The organism is Pseudomonas sp. SIMBA_041, assembly GCF_046535095.1.
Lineage (GTDB): Bacteria > Pseudomonadota > Gammaproteobacteria > Pseudomonadales > Pseudomonadaceae > Aquipseudomonas > Aquipseudomonas mucoides.
Map to the genome: position 1 here is coordinate 581,019 of NZ_JAWRXJ010000001.1, position 16,018 is coordinate 597,036.

Annotated in this window: 14 protein-coding genes and 1 riboswitch; of the genes, 7 read left to right on the plus strand and 7 right to left on the minus strand. The window is 59.8% G+C overall.

The genetic code is table 11. The features are described from left to right. Positions 1 to 17: 17 nt before the first annotated feature. Both SB725_RS02745 and SB725_RS02750 read right to left on the minus strand, forming a co-directional pair. Positions 18 to 737: a 16S rRNA (uracil(1498)-N(3))-methyltransferase gene (locus SB725_RS02745; RefSeq protein WP_027926594.1), complete on the minus strand. Its 720-nt coding sequence runs from the start codon at positions 735 to 737 to the stop codon at positions 18 to 20. A gap of 129 nt (positions 738 to 866) precedes the next feature. After that, on the minus strand, positions 867 to 2,273 hold the full coding sequence (locus SB725_RS02750; protein WP_027926595.1) for an adenosylmethionine--8-amino-7-oxononanoate transaminase: 1,407 nt from the start codon (positions 2,271 to 2,273) through the stop codon (positions 867 to 869). 223 nt (positions 2,274 to 2,496) lie between these two features. Between SB725_RS02750 and SB725_RS02755 the strand changes: the two genes are divergently transcribed. From SB725_RS02755 to SB725_RS02765, 3 genes are all read left to right on the plus strand, one after another. Next, entirely contained in the window at positions 2,497 to 4,239 is a 1,743-nt protein-coding gene (locus SB725_RS02755; RefSeq protein WP_410921235.1) for a flavin monoamine oxidase family protein, read from the plus strand. A gap of 262 nt (positions 4,240 to 4,501) precedes the next feature. Beyond that, positions 4,502 to 5,053 carry a cytochrome b gene (locus SB725_RS02760; RefSeq protein ID WP_027926597.1) on the plus strand — a complete coding sequence of 184 codons (552 nt, stop codon included), beginning with the start codon at positions 4,502 to 4,504 and terminating at the stop codon, positions 5,051 to 5,053. A 31-nt stretch (positions 5,054 to 5,084) separates the two neighbouring features. Next, positions 5,085 to 5,678: a YceI family protein gene (locus SB725_RS02765; protein WP_027926598.1), complete on the plus strand. Its 594-nt coding sequence runs from the start codon at positions 5,085 to 5,087 to the stop codon at positions 5,676 to 5,678. A gap of 250 nt (positions 5,679 to 5,928) precedes the next feature. Here SB725_RS02765 and SB725_RS02770 read toward each other — a convergent pair whose 3' ends face one another. The 4 genes from SB725_RS02770 to ahcY all read right to left on the minus strand — a co-directional run bounded on the left by SB725_RS02770 (position 5,929) and on the right by ahcY (position 11,416). Then, on the minus strand, positions 5,929 to 7,806 hold the full coding sequence (locus SB725_RS02770) for a DEAD/DEAH box helicase (RefSeq protein ID WP_027926599.1): 1,878 nt from the start codon (positions 7,804 to 7,806) through the stop codon (positions 5,929 to 5,931). Between the two features lie 223 nt (positions 7,807 to 8,029). Continuing rightward, positions 8,030 to 8,845: a substrate-binding periplasmic protein gene (locus tag SB725_RS02775; protein WP_410921237.1), complete on the minus strand. Its 816-nt coding sequence runs from the start codon at positions 8,843 to 8,845 to the stop codon at positions 8,030 to 8,032. 124 nt (positions 8,846 to 8,969) lie between these two features. Continuing rightward, positions 8,970 to 9,815: a methylenetetrahydrofolate reductase [NAD(P)H] gene (gene metF / locus SB725_RS02780; protein WP_027926601.1), complete on the minus strand. Its 846-nt coding sequence runs from the start codon at positions 9,813 to 9,815 to the stop codon at positions 8,970 to 8,972. Between the two features lie 191 nt (positions 9,816 to 10,006). Further along, positions 10,007 to 11,416, minus strand: coding sequence for an adenosylhomocysteinase (gene ahcY, locus SB725_RS02785; RefSeq protein ID WP_410921238.1), 1,410 nt, complete (start codon positions 11,414 to 11,416; stop codon positions 10,007 to 10,009). A 23-nt stretch (positions 11,417 to 11,439) separates the two neighbouring features. Further along, positions 11,440 to 11,542: riboswitch (S-adenosyl-L-homocysteine riboswitch) on the minus strand. A 189-nt stretch (positions 11,543 to 11,731) separates the two neighbouring features. On the opposite strand from ahcY, the gene SB725_RS02790 reads away from it, so the two are divergent. Together SB725_RS02790 and SB725_RS02795 are read left to right on the plus strand one after the other, a co-directional pair. Next, the gene (locus tag SB725_RS02790) at positions 11,732 to 12,136 is read left to right on the plus strand and encodes an acyl-CoA thioesterase (RefSeq protein ID WP_027926603.1); all 405 of its coding nucleotides are present in this window, start codon (positions 11,732 to 11,734) and stop codon (positions 12,134 to 12,136) included. 182 nt (positions 12,137 to 12,318) lie between these two features. Next, the gene (locus SB725_RS02795) at positions 12,319 to 13,203 is read left to right on the plus strand and encodes a formate/nitrite transporter family protein (protein ID WP_027926604.1); all 885 of its coding nucleotides are present in this window, start codon (positions 12,319 to 12,321) and stop codon (positions 13,201 to 13,203) included. 115 nt (positions 13,204 to 13,318) lie between these two features. Here the strand turns inward: SB725_RS02795 and SB725_RS02800 are convergent, their stop codons facing one another. Beyond that, on the minus strand, positions 13,319 to 14,488 hold the full coding sequence (locus tag SB725_RS02800) for an MFS transporter (protein ID WP_027926605.1): 1,170 nt from the start codon (positions 14,486 to 14,488) through the stop codon (positions 13,319 to 13,321). A gap of 218 nt (positions 14,489 to 14,706) precedes the next feature. On the opposite strand from SB725_RS02800, the gene SB725_RS02805 reads away from it, so the two are divergent. Together SB725_RS02805 and SB725_RS02810 are read left to right on the plus strand one after the other, a co-directional pair. After that, a complete protein-coding gene (locus SB725_RS02805) occupies positions 14,707 to 15,540 on the plus strand; it encodes an EamA family transporter (protein WP_027926606.1) in 834 nt (277 codons plus the stop codon). Between the two features lie 39 nt (positions 15,541 to 15,579). Beyond that, positions 15,580 to 15,963 carry an MAPEG family protein gene (locus SB725_RS02810; RefSeq protein ID WP_027926607.1) on the plus strand — a complete coding sequence of 128 codons (384 nt, stop codon included), beginning with the start codon at positions 15,580 to 15,582 and terminating at the stop codon, positions 15,961 to 15,963. Positions 15,964 to 16,018 lie beyond the last annotated feature (55 nt).

Here is a 16,018-nt window from a genome sequence, read left to right on the forward strand (position 1 = left end):
CTGCTCGCGAAAGGGCCCTAGAAGTCACCCCATAATTGCTGGGCAACCGCCAACGCCACCACCGGCGCAGTCTCTGTGCGCAGCACGCGCGGGCCGAGGCGGGCGGCGTGGAAACCGGCGGCTTTGGCCTGCTCGACTTCAGCGTCGCAGAGCCCGCCTTCCGGGCCGATCAGGAATGCCAGGCTTGAAGGTTTGGCGTGACTGACCAACGGCTCGGCCACCGGGTGCAGCACCAACTTCAGCTCGGCTTCAGTCTGCTTCAACCAATCCGCCAATAGCAGCGGCGGATGAATCACCGGTACCCGCGAACGCCCGCATTGTTCACAGGCGCTGATCGCCACTTGGCGCCAATGCATCAGGCGTTTGTCGGCGCGCTCGTCCTTGAGGCGAACTTCGCAGCGGTCGCTGAAGATCGGGGTGATTTCGGTGACGCCCAGTTCGGTGGCTTTCTGAATCGCCCAATCCATGCGCTCGCCACGGGACAGGCCCTGACCGAGATGGATCGCCAGCGGCGACTCGACTTGCCCGGCAAAGCTTTCATCGATCTGCACCACGACGCGCTTCTTCCCAACCTCCACCAGCGTGGCGCGAAACTCGTGGCCCGAGCCGTCGAACAGCTGCAACGCATCGCCCTCGGCCATGCGCAGCACGCGGCTGATGTAATGGGCCTGGGCTTCGGGCAACTCGTGTTCGCCGGTGCTCAGGGGGGCGTCGATAAAGAAGCGGGACAGTCTCATGCGGGTTCTCTTTAATTTGATCGTTCCCACGCTCTGCGTGGGAATGCCTCATCGGACGCTCCGCGTCCGCTTTTGGGACGCGGAGCGTCCCCGGCTGCATTCCCACGCAGAGCGTGGGGACGAGCAGTGCTAGCCCGGATCACGGAAACCGGGGTGGAAGTCCTTCGGCACCGCCACGCTGACGCTGTTACGCGTCGCGATGTCGATCCCTTCGCTGGCCACTTCGGCCAGAAAGTCGATCTGCTCCGGCGTGATCACGTACGGCGGCAGGAAATACACCACGCTGCCCAACGGACGAAGTAAAGCACCCCGGTCCAGTGCGTGCTGGAACACCTTCAAGCCGCGACGTTCCTGCCACGGATAGGCTTCCTTGCTGGCCTTGTCCTTGACCATCTCGATGGCCAGCACCATGCCGGTCTGGCGTACTTCCGAGACGTTCGGATGGTCAGCCAGGTGCGCAGTAGAGGACGCCATGCGCTCGGCCAGGGCCTTGTTGTTCTCGATGACGTTGTCTTCTTCGAAGATATCCAGTGTTGCCAATGCCGCCGCGCACGCCAGCGGGTTGCCGGTGTAGCTGTGCGAATGCAGGAAGGCGCGCAGGGTCGGGTAGTCGTCGTAGAAGGCGCTGTAGACGTCTTCGGTCGTCACACAAGCCGCCAGCGGCAGGTAACCGCCGGTCAGGGCCTTGGACAGGCAGAGGAAGTCCGGGCGGATGCCGGCCTGTTCGCAGGCGAACATCGTGCCGGTGCGGCCGAAGCCGACGGCGATTTCGTCGTGGATAAGGTGCACGCCATAACGGTCGCAGGCATCGCGCAGCAGTTTGAGGTACACCGGGTGGTACATGCGCATGCCGCCAGCACCCTGGATCAGCGGCTCGACGATGACTGCCGCGACAGTGTCATGATGCTCTGCCAGGGTCTGTTCCATGGCCGCGAACATGTTGCGCGAATGTTCTTCCCAGCTCATGCCATCCGGGCGCAGGTAGCAATCCGGGCTCGGCACCTTGATGGTGTCCAGCAGCAGGGCCTTGTAGGTTTCGGTGAACAGCGGCACGTCGCCGACCGACATCGCCGCCATGGTTTCGCCGTGGTAGCTGTTGGTCAGGGTGACAAAGCGCTTCTTGTTCGGCTGGCCGCGGTTGAGCCAGTAGTGAAAGCTCATTTTCAGCGCGACTTCGATGCAGGATGAACCGTTATCGGCGTAGAAGCACCGGGTCAAGCCTTCCGGGGTCATCTTCACCAGGCGCTCGGACAGCTCGATCACCGGCTGGTGGCTGAAACCGGCGAGGATCACGTGCTCCAGCTGATCGACCTGGTCCTTGATGCGCTGGTTGATGCGCGGGTTGGCATGGCCAAACACGTTGACCCACCAGGAGCTGACAGCGTCGAGGTAGCGCTTGCCTTCGAAGTCTTCCAGCCACACGCCTTCACCACGCTTGATCGGGATCAGCGGCAGTTGTTCGTGATCTTTCATCTGGGTGCAGGGATGCCATAACACCGCGAGATCGCGTTCCATCCACTGTTTATTCAGGCCCATTTTATGTCTCCTCGAGGCTACCCGTGACGTAGGCGGGTAAACAATCGCGCAAGCCTATGCAATGCGTCGCGCCGGGACAACCCATTGTGACGATTGAGCTACTTTGTATGGGGCGATAGACGTTGCTGGCGGGCGTCTGAAGCCTGACGTATCCTTCGCGGTTCCTGGAGTCGCCTGACTCGTAAAAACTGCTATTTCCTCATGTATTTCCGGAGTTCGCTGAATGTCTGTCGGTTGGCTGCGCGCCTGTGCGCTGGTGATGTTGGGGCTGTTCAGCGTGTCTGCGCTGGCCAAGGATAAAACCGCGATCGTGATCGGCGGCGGGCTGTCTGGCCTGACGGCGGCTTACGAGCTGCAGAACAAAGGCTGGCAGGTCACCCTGCTGGAAGCCAAACCGAGCCTGGGCGGTCGCTCCGGCATGGCCACCAGTGAGTGGATCGGCAACGACAAGACCCAGCCGGTGCTGAACAAATACGTATCGACCTTCAAGCTGAGCACTGCGCCGGCCCCGGAATTCGTGCGTACCCCAAGTTATCTGATCGACGGTGAGTACTTCTCCGCGGCAGATCTGGCGACCAAGCAACCGGCCACCGCCGACGCGCTCAAGCGCTTCGAAAAAACCCAGGATGATCTGGCGCGCTCGATTGACGATCCGCAGAACCCGCTCGCCACCAGCACTTTGCAAACGCTGGATCAGATCAACGTATCCAACTGGCTCGACAAGCAGAACCTGCCTGCCACTGCGCGTCAGCTGATCAACCAGCAGATTCGTACCCGCTACGACGAACCTTCGCGCCTGTCGCTGCTGTATTACGCGCAGCAAAGCCGTGTTTACCGTGGCACATCCGATCGTGACCTGCGTGCTTCGCGACTGGTGGGCGGCAGTACAGTGCTGGCCCAGGCGTTTGTTAAACAGCTGAAAACCATCAAGACCAACTCCCCGGTCTCGTCGATTACCCAGGACAAGGACGGCGTGACCGTCAAAGTCGGCTCGGTCGGTTATCAGGCAGACTACGTAGTGTTGGCGGTGCCGCTGCGCGCACTGAACAAGATCCAGATGATCCCGTCGCTGGATGCCCAGCACATGGGCGCTATCAAAGGCACCAACTACGGTTGGCGCGACCAGATCATGCTGAAGTTCAAGACGCCGGTATGGGAACCCAAGGCGCGCATGTCCGGCGAGATTTTCAGCAACACCGGCCTCGGCATGTTGTGGATCGAGCCGGCGTTGAAGGGTGGCGCCAATGTGGTGATCAACCTGTCCGGCGACAATGCTCGTGTGATGCAGGCGTTCGGCGACAAGCAGATGGTCGATCAGGTGCTGATTCGCCTGCACGCCTTTTATCCACAGGCGCGCGGTTCGTTCACCGGTTATGAAATCCGCCGCTATAGCACCGATCCTTCGATGGGCGGCGCCTACCTGGCCTTCGGCCCGGGCCAGATCAGCAAGTACTGGCGCCTGTGGGAACGCCCGATCCAGCGCGTAGCCTTTGCTGGCGAACACACCGATACCTTGTACCCAGGCACTCTGGAAGGCGCATTGCGCACCGGCCAGCGTGCGGCCAGTCAGGTAGAAGACCTGTCGGCGGGCAAGTCGTTTGAACCGGCGAAAGTGGTGCCGGCAGCAGCGGCCGGTGCAGTGGCGGCGAAGAAAGGTAACTTCTTCAGCAACCTGTTCGGTGGTTCGGATGACGACAAGAAGGCAGAGCCGGTCAAGGCTCCTGCGCCTTACACGCCACCGGCGCCGGATCCAGCCCCGGTTGTTGCACCAGCGCCGGTCGAAGCACCGAAGCCTGCAACACCAGTGAAAGCCGAGCCTGCCAAAAAGGCACCGGCTAAAAAGCCTGCCGCCAAAACCGATACCAAAAAGGCTCCAGCCAAGGCCCCGGTGAAGAAAACCGAACCGGCGAAAAAACCAGCCGCCAAACCGGCTGCAACCCCGGCAACGGAGACCAAGGCGCAGTAAGCGTCTGGACTAAAAAACGCGGCAGAGATGCCGCGTTTTTTTATGCCTGAAGAAAAGCCGGTACTAAGAATCGAATAAAACCAGGGGCGAGGGTGTTCTTTAGTTGGGCTTCATCTTTTCTTACGCATGGGTCTTTAATCTTTCCTTAACACGCCTATTTCAAGCTCTTGATCGTATTTCTCGATATTTCAAAGCGAAATTTTCCGCTTTAATTCGATAGATAACTCGATAGTCTTGGGCCAGCACTTACAGGGACTCGGCAATGCAACTACGAAACTCTACCTCTCGCTACGGCTGGGTCAGCATCTTCATGCACTGGGGCGTAGCGCTGGCAGTGTTCGGTTTGTTCGGTCTGGGTCTGTGGATGGTCGGTCTCGGCTACTACGACCCTTGGCGCAAGGCAGGACCTGACCTGCACAAGAGCATCGGTCTGATCCTGCTGGCTGTCATGGTGTTACGCGTGGTGTGGCGCTTCATCAGCCCACCGCCGCCAACGCTGACCAGCTACAGCCGCATGACGCGTCTTGGCGCCAAGTTCGGGCATGCTTTTCTGTATCTCTGTTTGTTCGCTGTGATGATTGCCGGTTACCTGATTTCCACCGCAGAGGGTGTCGGGATTCCGGTGTTTGACTGGTTTGAAGTGCCTGCACTGGTTTCCGGGCTACCGGACCAGGCAGATAACGCAGGTGCGATTCATCTCTACCTGGCATGGGCATTGGTAATTTTTTCCGGTCTCCATGCGTTGGCAGCATTGAAGCACCACTTTATCGACCGTGATGTGACCCTGAAACGAATGCTGGGTCGCAAAGCCTGACGTTCAACTTAGCCCTCAAGGAATACAAGACATGTTGAAAAAGACTCTCGCCGCTCTGGCAATCGGTTCTGCCCTGTTGTCCGCCAACGTAATGGCTGCTGACTACGTCGTCGACAAAACTGGCCAGCACGCCTTCGTCGACTTCAAGATCAGCCACCTGGGTTACAGCTACATCACCGGCACTTTCAAGGACATCGACGGCAAGTTCAGCTTTGATGCTGCCAAGCCAGAAGACAGCAAGATCGAGTTCAACGTGAACACGGCGAGCGTTTTCACCAACAACGCTGAGCGTGACAAGCACATCTCCAGCAAAGACTTCCTGAAAGTGGCTGATTTCCCTAAAGCCACCTTCGTGTCCACCAGCGTTAAAACCACCGGCAAAAACGCCGACGGTAAAGTCACTGCCGACGTGGCCGGCGACCTGACCATTGCGGGTGTCACCAAACCAGTTGTGGTCAAGGCCACTTTCCTGGGTGAAGGCAAGGATCCATGGGGCGGCTACCGTGCCGGCTTCGAAGGCACCACCAGCATCAAGCGTTCTGATTTCGGCAAGATGATGGACCTGGGTCCACAGTCCGACGCGGTTGATCTGTACGTCACCTTTGAAGGTGTGAAAGCGAAGTAATTTTCGCCGCAGACACAAGAACGCCCCCGGCCTCACGGTCGGGGGCGTTTTTTATTGCCCACCAAAACCTGTTCAGACAATGCGAAACATTGTGGGAGCGGGCTTGCCCGCGATTACGGTGGATCAGGCAACATAGGTGTTGGCTGGACTGACGCCATCGCGGGCAAGCCCGCTCTCACAGGGTTTTTCATCAGGCTAAAAAAATGCCCCGGATCGTGAGATCAGGGGCATTTTTCATTGCGGCGATAACTTAGCGATTGCGGGTCAGCAACGCTGGTTTTTCGCCACGCGGACGGCCTGGCAGTTGATCAAGTTGCTCGGGAGTCGGGAAACGATCGGTTTTCGACTCCTTGTGAATGATCTTCGGCGCCGGACCGCGCGGGTTTTGCACGGCCGGTTCCGAACGCGGCTGATCGTCACGGGCCGGGCGACGGTTGCGGCCTTCTTCGCGACGGGCCTGACCGTCACGTGGAGCGCCACTGCGTGGACCGCTGCGCTTGGCCGGCGGCGTGCCGGTGGTGGCGCCGTCGCTGCTGCGCGGACCGCTTTGGCGACCCTGAGGCTTGCCGCCGGTGCGCGGAGCACCTGCACCAGCCGTCGTGCCTTGTGCCGGAGCACCCGGACGGCGACCACGGCCCTGAGCCGGTTTGGCTTGAGGGACGTAATCAACGCGGTTACCGAAGTTATCGATATCGTCGTCCAGGAACTCGTCTGGAGCACGGTCAGCCGCGGCAGCGCGTGGCGCCGGACGCTGTTGCTCGCGCGCCGGAGTGCCTTCGCGTGGCTTGTGTTCACGGGCCGGGCGATCGCCACGGCCAGTGGCGGCAGGTTTTTCCTTGCCGCCCTTGTCCTTGCCTTTGTCCTTGCGACCGCCACCACCACCGGTGCCGTTCGGGCCGTCGCCACGCGGGCCACGTGGGTTGCGCGGGTTACGCACATCCGGACGCTCGCGAACTTCAGGTTTCTCGGCTTCTACGGCGCTGGAGTCGAAGCCCATCAGGTTGCCGTCGGCAATCTTCTGCTTGGTCATGCGTTCGATGCTTTTCAGCAGCTTCTCTTCGTCCGGAGCGACCAGCGAGATCGCCTCGCCCGAACGACCGGCACGGCCAGTACGGCCGATACGGTGCACGTAGTCTTCGTCGACGTTCGGCAGTTCGAAGTTGACCACGTGTGGCAACTGGTCGATGTCCAGGCCGCGAGCGGCGATGTCGGTGGCGACCAGGATGCGCACTTCACCGGCCTTGAAGTCGGCCAGGGCTTTGGTGCGGGCGTTCTGGCTCTTGTTGCCGTGGATCGCAACGGCGCTGAGGCCATGTTTGTCCAGGTACTCGGCCAGGCGGTTGGCGCCGTGCTTGGTGCGGGTGAACACCAGCACCTGTTCCCAGGCGCCTGCGGTGATCAGGTGGGCCAGCAGCGAACGCTTGTGGTTGGCTGGCAGGCGGAATACGCGCTGTTCGATACGCTCGACCGTGGTGTTCGGCGGCGTGACTTCGATGCGTTCCGGGTTGTGCAGCAGCTTGCCGGCGAGGTCGGTGATGTCCTTGGAGAACGTCGCCGAGAACAGCAGGTTCTGCCGTTTGGCCGGCAGTCGGGCCAGGACCTTCTTCACGTCATGGACAAAGCCCATGTCGAGCATGCGGTCGGCTTCGTCCAGCACGAGGATTTCCACGTGGGACAAATCGACGCTGCCTTGGCCGGCGAGGTCGAGCAGGCGGCCAGGGCAGGCCACCAGCACGTCAACACCACGGGACATGGCCTGAACCTGCGGGTTCATGCCGACGCCGCCGAAGATGCAGGCGCTGACGAACTTCAGGTCACGGGCATAGACCTTGAAGCTCTCGTGGACTTGAGCCGCGAGTTCGCGAGTAGGGGTCAGGACCAGGACGCGCGGTTGGCGCGGGCCGTGACGCTGGGATTTGTCCGGGTGACCGTTAGGGAACAGCCGTTCCAGGATCGGAAGGGCGAAGCCACCGGTTTTACCAGTACCTGTCTGAGCCGCAACCATCAGGTCGCGACCTTGCAACACGGCGGGAATGGCCCGCTGTTGCACCGGAGTAGGCTCGGTATAGCCCGCTGCCTCGATGGCGCGGACTAAAGCCTCGGAGAGACCGAGGGAAGCAAAGGACATGAGTAATCCTGTTTTAGTTAGGGCTTGGCCCAATGGGAGTCTTGCCTGGCGCGAATGGCGTTTAAGAGGAACGCAATCCCGTCCGGTCCTGCTGGGCCTTGAAAGCTCGTCTGGAGCGCTCGCGCGGGCTGAAAAGCTGCGCTGTAGCGGGATCGAGATGCCTTGAACAAGTCCGAGCGTCCGGGCGTGAGCCTGGCGGGAAGGCCGGAGTATAACAGAGCAATCACTGCGCGCCGCTTTCCTGCTGCTCAACGGTTTTTATGGTGGCCGAAGTGGCGGTGGCGGCTTTCACATCGGGGCCCGGGTCGGTGCCATAACGGGCGCTCAACTCCGCGTAGGCGGGTTCGCGCTTGAAACGCTTGAGTTCGGCACCGAAACGCTGCACCAGCAGGTCCATGCCGGCATTTTTGCGTACTGCCAGAAACTGGCTCTGGTGGCTGATAACGGTCGGGTTTTCAGTGATGCTGCCGCGGATACCCAATTCATCGAGCAAATGCTGGCCAACCCGGCGATCAGTGATTAACAGGTCGATCCGTCCACGTACCAGCTTGCCGAAGTTGGCTTCATGGGTCGGCGCCGGCTCGCGGATGAACAGTGTTGAGTCGCTGAAATCCTTGCTATAGAGATAGCCCGGCGAGGTGCCGATGGTCAGGCCTTTCAGGTCGTCGAGGGTACGAAACGGATGGGGCCGGTCATTGGCGTAGAACATCACGAATTCGACTTCCGAGAGCGGTTCCCCGGGGTAGAGCAGCGTCGCGTCACGCTCATCGCTGTGGAAAATGTCCAGCGCGCCGTCTGCCTGACCGGTTTCGAGCATCGACAGGCAGCGTTTCCACGGCAGGAACTGCCAGTCCACTTCGATCCCCAGGCGTTTAAAGACGATGGCGGTGGTTTCGTAATCCAGTCCCAGGGCTTTGCCGTCTTCCTCGTAGACGTAAGGCGCCCACGGTTCGGTGACAATGCGCAGCTTCTCGCCCCGGGCGGCGAAGCTCAGGCAAGTAAAAAGCAGCACGGTCAGACATCGCGAAATCAGGGGCATGGCTTGAGATTACGACGAGAAATCATAAAGAGCCAGAAACTGGATCCAGAAGCTCTGGCGCAAGGCATCTTCCATAAAAAAGGCCCTGGATTTCGCCAGAGCCTTTTCGGGGTTTTGCACTGTTTCAGCGCGGCAACTTCAGGTTGTTCCACACCGCCAGACTCGCTTCAGCCTGATTCAGTGTGTAGAAGTGCAGGCCCGGTGCACCACCTTGCAGCAGGCGTTCGCACATTTCGGTGATGACTTGCTCACCAAAGCCTTGAATGCTTTGGGTGTCGTCGCCGTAGGCTTCCAGCTGTTTACGGATCCAGCGCGGGATTTCTGCGCCACAGGCGTCAGAGAAGCGCGCCAGTTTGCTGTAGTTGGTGATCGGCATGATCCCCGGGACGATCGGGATGTTCACGCCCGCTGCCCGTACACGCTCGACGAAGTAGAAGTAGCTGTCGGCGTTGAAGAAGTACTGGGTGATCGCGCTGTTCGCGCCAGCGTTGGCCTTGCGCACGAAGTTGGCGATATCGTCTTCGAAATTGCGCGCTTGCGGGTGCATTTCCGGGTAAGCGGCGACTTCGATGTGGAAATGATCGCCGGTCTCTTCACGAATGAATTCGACCAGGTCATTGGCGTGGCGCATTTCGCCGCTGGCCATGCCCATGCCCGAAGGCAGGTCACCGCGCAGGGCAACGATACGCTTGATGCCGGCTGCTTTGTATTGAGCCAGCAGGCCGCGCAAGTCGTCCTTGCTGTCGCCGACGCAAGACAGGTGCGGTGCGGCAGGGACTTTGACTTCGCTTTCGAGCTGCAACACGGTGTTGAGGGTGCGATCACGGGTCGAACCGCCAGCGCCATAGGTGCAGGAGAAGAAATCGGGGTTATACGTGGCCAGCTGACGAGCAGTGGCAAGCAGCTTTTCATGCCCAGCGTCGGTCTTCGTAGGGAAGAACTCGAAGCTGTAGCGACGGTCTTGGGACATGGAGGGCACCTCCAGCTACAAGCTGCAAGCTGTGAGCTGCAAGAGAAGCGGAGGTGCGCTGATCTCTTGTGCCTGGAGCCTGCTGCCTGAAACTGTTTTGGAATAGGGGCAGAGCTCTCGAGCTTCGCGCGGCAAGTTCGGCTTTTGACCTTGCTTGCCGCTTGAAGCTTAAAGCTCGCAGCTGCTGTGTCTTAGTAGCGGTAAGCGTGCGGCTTGAACGGACCTTCGACGGTCACGCCGATGTAGTCGGCCTGGGTCTTGGTCAGTTGAGTCACAACGCCGCCGAAACCGCGGACCATTTCCAGGGCCACTTCTTCGTCGAGTTTCTTCGGCAGTACTTCAACCGTCAGGCGCTCGGCTTTCTGGGCTGGCGACAGGTCGGCGTACTTCTGGCCGAACAGGAAGATCTGCGCCAGCACCTGGTTGGCGAACGAACCGTCCATGATGCGGCTTGGGTGACCGGTAGCGTTACCCAGGTTAACCAGACGGCCTTCGGCCAGCAGGATCAGGTAGTCATCGTTCTGAGCGTCGAAAGCGCCCGGGCCGGTGCGGTGGATTTTGTGAACCTGTGGCTTCACTTCTTCCCACGCCCAGTTTTTGCGCATGAAAGCGGTGTCGATTTCGTTGTCGAAGTGACCGATGTTGCAGACAACAGCACGCTTCTTCAGGGCTTTGAGCATGTTCGAGTCGCAAACATTGACGTTACCGGTGGTGGTCACGATCAGGTCGATCTTGCCCAGCAGCGCTTTGTCGATGCTTGCTTCGGTGCTGTCGTTGATGCCGTCGATGAACGGCGAAACCAGCTCGTAGCCATCCATGCAGGCTTGCATGGCGCAGATCGGGTCAACTTCGGAGACTTTAACGATCATGCCTTCCTGACGCAGGGACTGAGCGGAGCCCTTGCCCACGTCACCGTAACCGATGACCAGCGCTTGCTTGCCGGACAGCAGGTGGTCTGTACCGCGCTTGATCGCGTCGTTCAGGCTGTGACGGCAGCCGTACTTGTTGTCGTTCTTGGACTTGGTTACCGAGTCGTTGACGTTGATGGCCGGGATTTTCAGCTCGCCCTTGGCCAGCATGTCCAGCAGGCGGTGAACGCCGGTGGTGGTTTCTTCGGTCACGCCGTGGACGCGGTCCAGAACCTGTGGGTACTTGTCGTGCAGCAGTTGAGTCAGGTCGCCGCCGTCGTCGAGGATCATGTTGGCATCCCAAGGCGCGCCATCTTTGAGGATGGTTTGCTCCAGGCACCACTCGTACTCTTCTTCAGTCTCGCCTTTCCAGGCGAAAACCGGGATACCGGCAGCAGCGATAGCGGCAGCGGCCTGGTCTTGAGTCGAGAAAATGTTGCAGGACGACCAACGTACTTCGGCACCCAGGGCAACCAGGGTTTCGATCAGCACGGCAGTCTGAATGGTCATGTGGATGCAGCCGAGGATTTTCGCGCCTTTGAGTGGCTGCTCACCGACGTATTTACGGCGCAGACCCATCAGGGCAGGCATTTCGGATTCGGCGATGATGGTTTCGCGACGGCCCCAGGCAGCCAGGGACATGTCGGCCACTTTGTAATCGTTAAAATCTGCAGGCGTGATAACAGCGCTCATGATGAGCCTCCATTCGTAATGTATGCGAATGGGCGCCGTTGTGCGTTTAGTGTCTGGTCGATAACGACCAAGCAACGCCCCATCCGAGCCTGACAGGTCGAACCTGCTGCAGCGCCCCTCGGACAGGTGGCGGGAAAACGGCAGTAGCCGTTCTAAATCGGTGGCGATTATAGCTTTCTTTGTCCGGCTAGTGGCAAGTGACAAGCTACAAGCGGCAAGTAACAGCGAATCTGCTTTTACTTGCAGCTTGTCGCTTAAAACTTGAAGCTGGGGGCAGAACCCTAGCGCTCAAACGCCTCAAACCCGGAGCCCCCTATGAATTTCCACACCCGCAAATGGGTTAAACCTGAAGACCTCAACCCCAACGGCACGCTGTTTGGCGGCAGCCTGTTGCGCTGGATCGACGAAGAAGCGGCGATCTATGCCATCGTTCAGCTGGGCAACCAGCGCGTCGTCACCAAGTACATTTCCGAAATCAATTTTGTCAGCGCCTCTCGCCAGGGCGACATCATCGAGCTGGGCATTACCGCCACCGAGTTCGGTCGCACCTCCATCACGCTGACCTGCGAAGTGCGCAACAAAATCACTCGCAAAAGCATCCTGACAGTAGAGAGGATGGTGTTCGTCAACCTGGGGGAAGACGGCTTGCCTGCACCGCACGGGCGTACCGAGATCAAGTACGTCAAAGATCAGTTTCAGGATGATGTGGCGAGCGAGTAATGCGAGCCCTGTAGGAGCCGAGCTTGCTCGCGATCGATTCACGTCGGTTTCGGCGGTGATGCGAATGACGCCATCGCGAGCAAGCTCGGCTCCTGCGGAAATGGCTTCGTTTATTCGAACACTGAACAGCGCCGAATCGCGCGTGTCGTACCTACATGACACGCCACCGGTTCAGGAACGCTATGGACACCCCAAAAGACGGCAAGACCCCGAACCTCTCGGCTGAAGAACAGCACGACGTCGACAAAAACCAGCCGCCCCGTGCGGCGGTACTGCACGAAATCATTCGGACACAGGGCGACCAGGAGCTCGAGCGTAGCATCGCTGCGTTGTGGTGGTCGGCGCTGGCCGCCGGCCTGACCATGGGCCTGTCGCTGATGGCCATGGGGTTGCTCAACTCACGGCTGCCGGACGGCGAGCACTTCAAGGTGATCGCCAGTTTCGGCTACTGCGCCGGTTTTCTTGCGGTGATCCTCGCCCGCCAGCAGTTATTCACCGAAAACACCCTGACCGCCGTGTTGCCGGTCATGACCCAACCCACACTGAACAACTTCGGCCGATTACTGCGCCTGTGGACGGTAGTGCTGGGAGGCAACCTGTGCGGCACGTTGCTGGTGGCCTACGTGATGCTGAACCTGCCGATTTTCGACAGCAAAACCGACCTGGCCTTCCTCGAAATCGGCCGCAAAGTCATGGAAAACCACGCCAGCCAGATGTTCGCCAAGGGCATCGTTTCGGGCTGGATGATCGCCACCATGGTCTGGATGATTCCGTCCATGGAGAGCGCGAAGATGTGGATCATCATCCTCATCACCTACCTCATGGCGCTGGGTGACTTCACCCACATCGTGGTCGGTTCGGCCGAGGTGTCGTACCTGGTGTTTGCCGGCGAGTTGCCGTGGAAGGATTTCTGGCTGGTGTTCGCCGGGCCGACGCTGGCGGGGAATATCATCGGCGGCAGCTGCATCTTTGCGCTGATCAGTCATGCGCAGATTCGCAGCGAGAGTGGGCCGCCAAAGAAGGGTGCCGATCAGGCGCCGGATTCACGCGGACGCGAAGAGAAGTAAAGACAGGTGTACCGCGTCAACTTCATCGCGAGCAGGCTCACTTCTAAAGGGAAGGACGCGGTCCCTGTAGGCGTGAGCCTGCTCGCGATAGCCGTGTGCGAAGCGATGCAGCTATTCAGCCGGACACATTCACCGCAGCCGCACTCCGACGCTGCAGGTAAATAAAGAACAACGCCGTCAGCACCGTCAAACCGCTGACCAGCGCGCCGGTCCACGGCAAGTCCGCCAGGTCGGCGCCACTGGCAACTACCAGCCCACCAATCCACGCGCCCGCTGCGTTACCGAGGTTGAACGCGCTCTGATTCAGCGTCGAGCCGAGGTTGGGCGCTTCGTGTGCCTGATCGATGATCAGCAGCTGCAGAATCGGGCACAGGGCGAACGCAAAAATGCCCCACAGCACCAGCGTGATTGCCGCAGGAATCACCGAATGGCTGGTCTGCGTGAATGCCGCCAGCACCACCAGCACAGCGAGCGCCATGCCCACCAGCGAAGGCAGTAAGCGACTGTCCGCCAGTCGACCGCCGAGCATGCTGCCAGCGGTCAGGCCGACGCCAAACAACAGCAACATGATGGTCACGCCATGCGGGCTGACGCCCGTGATGTCTTGCAGGATTGGCGCGATGTAAGTGAACACGCTGAACAGACTGGTCGACGCCAGCACGCTCATGCCCAGCGCCAGCAACACATTGACCTTGCCCAGCACCTTGAACTCGCTGGCCAGATTGGCCTTGTCCATGGCGATGTGTTTCGGCAGCCAGAGCCATTGTGCGATGGCGGCAATCACACCAATCACCGAGACCGCCCAGAAGGTCGAGCGCCAGCCGGCGTACTGCCCAAGCGCGGTGCCCAAGGGCACGCCCAGCACATTGGCCAGCGTCAGGCCGGTGAACATCATCGCAATGGCTTGCGCCCGTTTGTTCGGTGCGACCAGACCGGCCGCGACCACCGAACCGATGCCGAAGAACGCACCGTGGCACAACGCAGTGACCACGCGAGCCGCCATCAAGGTGGCGTAGTTCGGCGCCAGGGCACACAGGACGTTGCCGAGGATGAACATCAGCGTCATCCCCAGCAATGTTGCCTTGCGCGGCATGTTGGCCGTGCCGACCGCAAGGATCGGCGCGCCGAACACCACGCCCAGGGCGTAGCCGGTGATCAGCAGGCCGGCGTGTGGAATGCTGACGGCGAGGTCGCGAGCGACGTCGGGCAGCAGGCCCATGATGACGAATTCAGTGGTGCCGATGCCGAACGCGGCAACAGCGAGGGCAAGCAAGGCGAGTGGCATGCGCAAGGTCTCTGTCGGTAGTCTTGACGCTTTGATCAGGCATACGCATGCCGATGACCGTTCTCGGTGAGAGCGGGCATGGGCAGAAATTTTTGGAATTAGTCTGTGCGCAACTGAGTGCGGCGTGGTCGCTTGCAGTATAAACAGCTGCTGACATATCGCGAATCAATTATCCGGGCGCGTCCCGCCGGAAATAAAAACAAATGAAGGAGTAGGCCGTGCTTGCAACAGCACTGGTGTTAGTCGCGGCACTGTTGCATGCGGCGTGGAATACCCTGATCAAATTCAGTGCCGAACGTTTGTTGGTGGTGGCCTGCATGGACAGCGTGGCGATGTTGTTTGTCGCCGTGATGCTGCCGTTTGTGAACGTGCCGCCCATCGACATCTGGCCGTGGATTCTAGCCTCGGCGGCGTTCGAATTGCTGTATCGCTATCTGCTGATTCAGGCCTATCGGGTCGGTGATCTGGGGCTGGTCTATCCTTTGATGCGCGGGCTGTCGCCGTTGGTGGTGCTGGCCTTGACACTGATCTTTGCCGGGGAAGTGCTGACGAATCAGCAGATCTTCGGAATCCTGCTGATCCCGTTCGGCATGCTGTGCCTGCTGTGGCAGGGCGGTGGCGGCGCACGTTTGCCGTGGTCGATGCTGCCGGTGGTGGCGCTGATCGGTCTGTGCATCGGCTGCTACACGTTCATTGACGGCCAGGCGTTGCGGCGCTGGTCACACCCGCTGGATTACCTGGTCTGGGTCACGTTGCTGAGTGCCTGGCCATTTCCGTTGCTGGCGCTGGTGCGCAAGCGGCCGGCGTTCATGCTGTTCTGGCGGGAGCAATGGCGGCTGGGGCTGGCGGTCGGGTTTTGCGTGTTGTTCAGTTACGCTTTGGTGCTGTGGGCCATGCAGCTGGGCTCGATTGCCGAAGCGGCGGCGTTGCGTGAGATCAGCGTAATACTGGTGGTGCTGTTCGGCATGCGCTACCTGAAAGAACCTTTCGGCCGGCCACGGCTCTTAGCCTGTGGGCTGGTGCTGATCGGCATCCTGGTGATGAAGTTTTAACCGAAACCCGAATTTCCAAACTGAAGAAAGGACTGCTTTATGACGGTTGCGCTGTGGTGCATTTTGATCGCGATTTTCCTGCCTTATGTCTGCACGGCGATTGCCAAGGCCGGTGGTCGGTATGGGCTGAGAGACAACCATGATCCCCGGGACTTTCTCGAGTCACTCAATGGTTTGGCTCGACGCGCGCATGCTGCGCAACTGAACAGTTTTGAAGTGACCCCGGCGTTCGCGGCAGCGGTGATCGTGGCGCACCTGGCTGGCAATGCCGAGCTGGTGACGATCAATGTGCTGTCGGTGTTGTTCATCACCAGCCGGTTGCTGTACATCATTTGCTACCTGGCGGACTGGGCGGTATTGCGGTCGTTGGTGTGGTTTGTGGGGATGGGGTTGATTGTGAGTTTCTTTGTGGTGTCTGTTTAAAAGTCGGTGATTTTGCTGGCCTCATCGCGAGCAGGCTCACGCCTACAAGGTTTGT

Excerpts from the sequence above, each read along its gene's own strand:
- SB725_RS02755 (WP_410921235.1), top strand. The coding sequence starts at position 2,497 with ATGTCTGTCGGTTGGCTGCGCGCCTGTGCGCTGGTGATGTTGGGGCTG.
- SB725_RS02775 (WP_410921237.1), bottom strand. The coding sequence starts at position 8,845 with ATGCCCCTGATTTCGCGATGTCTGACCGTGCTGCTTTTTACTTGCCTG.
- SB725_RS02750 (WP_027926595.1), bottom strand. The coding sequence starts at position 2,273 with ATGGGCCTGAATAAACAGTGGATGGAACGCGATCTCGCGGTGTTATGG.
- SB725_RS02760 (WP_027926597.1), top strand. The coding sequence starts at position 4,502 with ATGCAACTACGAAACTCTACCTCTCGCTACGGCTGGGTCAGCATCTTC.
- SB725_RS02745 (WP_027926594.1), bottom strand. The coding sequence starts at position 737 with ATGAGACTGTCCCGCTTCTTTATCGACGCCCCCCTGAGCACCGGCGAA.
- SB725_RS02790 (WP_027926603.1), top strand. The coding sequence starts at position 11,732 with ATGAATTTCCACACCCGCAAATGGGTTAAACCTGAAGACCTCAACCCC.
- SB725_RS02810 (WP_027926607.1), top strand. The coding sequence starts at position 15,580 with ATGACGGTTGCGCTGTGGTGCATTTTGATCGCGATTTTCCTGCCTTAT.
- SB725_RS02770 (WP_027926599.1), bottom strand. The coding sequence starts at position 7,806 with ATGTCCTTTGCTTCCCTCGGTCTCTCCGAGGCTTTAGTCCGCGCCATC.
- SB725_RS02765 (WP_027926598.1), top strand. The coding sequence starts at position 5,085 with ATGTTGAAAAAGACTCTCGCCGCTCTGGCAATCGGTTCTGCCCTGTTG.
- SB725_RS02795 (WP_027926604.1), top strand. The coding sequence starts at position 12,319 with ATGGACACCCCAAAAGACGGCAAGACCCCGAACCTCTCGGCTGAAGAA.
- metF (WP_027926601.1), bottom strand. The coding sequence starts at position 9,815 with ATGTCCCAAGACCGTCGCTACAGCTTCGAGTTCTTCCCTACGAAGACC.
- SB725_RS02800 (WP_027926605.1), bottom strand. The coding sequence starts at position 14,488 with ATGCCACTCGCCTTGCTTGCCCTCGCTGTTGCCGCGTTCGGCATCGGC.
- ahcY (WP_410921238.1), bottom strand. The coding sequence starts at position 11,416 with ATGAGCGCTGTTATCACGCCTGCAGATTTTAACGATTACAAAGTGGCC.